At 32.0% G+C, this 985-nt stretch carries 1 protein-coding gene; it reads left to right on the forward strand.

Annotated elements, in window-relative coordinates:
- The coding region (locus E1171_RS00745; protein ID WP_155203129.1) for an MraY family glycosyltransferase at positions 1–832 on the forward strand (832 nt) is incomplete at its 5' end.
- Between the last annotated feature and the right edge of the window lie 153 nt (positions 833–985).

The raw sequence follows: 985 nt of genomic DNA on the forward strand, positions 1-985 counted from the left end.
ACCCAAGGTTAAATTGTTAGCGCAGGTTTTTGCTTCATTGATTGTTATTTCTCTTTTTGGAATTAAATTGGATTCCTTTTATGGGTTATTTGGTATTTATGATTTGCCTCCATTTATTAGCTATTCTCTTACTCTTTTTACCATTATAGTCATTACGAATTCCTTTAATTTAATTGATGGTTTAGATGGACTTGCATCCACCATCGGTTTGGCTATTTTGTTTCCACTAGTTATTTGGTTTTACCTAGTAGGTAATATGGCTATGACTATCTTGCTTTTTTCTTTAATCGGAGCAATCCTTGCCTTTCTAAGGTTTAATTGGGCACCATCTAAGATTTTTATGGGAGATACAGGCTCCCTCATGATCGGTTTTTTTTTGGCAGTGGTCGTAATTTATTTCATTAATGTGAATTATAATTTACCCCTTAGTAATCCTTTTCGTTTAAATAGTTCAGTTGGTTCAGCCATAGCCCTTTTAATCATTCCATTATATGATACGTTGCGGGTTTTTGCCCTTAGGGTTTTAAAAAAACAATCACCGTTTTCTCCGGATAAAACCCATATTCATCATATTTTAATGAGATTGGGTTTAAATCATTCTGGAACTGTGAGGGTAATGGGATTTGTAAACCTATTATTTGTAGGATTAGTTGTTGTTGGAAGGAATTTAGGGGAAATACAAATAATTGGCTTAATCATTTTGCTACTTATCATTTTAAGCTTTGTTTTAAACTATAGCCTTACGTATAAATTTCCAAGAAGGCCGAAAACTCGGGATTTAATTAAAGGGAAAAGGTTAGGTGAAAGGACTAATAAAGAAATTATGAGTTGATTTTCTCCTATAACAATTTGAAACTAGGGATTGATTTTTTGTTTTCCCTTTTCATGTTTTTTTTCTTTTTACCCCTTTTTGTTTTATTATCATTATTGATTTTATTTATGGATGGGGAAGCTTTATTCTATTTTCAAAAGCGACTTGGGAAAA

The organism is Xanthovirga aplysinae (assembly GCF_009711365.1).
GTDB lineage: Bacteria > Bacteroidota > Bacteroidia > Cytophagales > Cyclobacteriaceae > Xanthovirga > Xanthovirga aplysinae.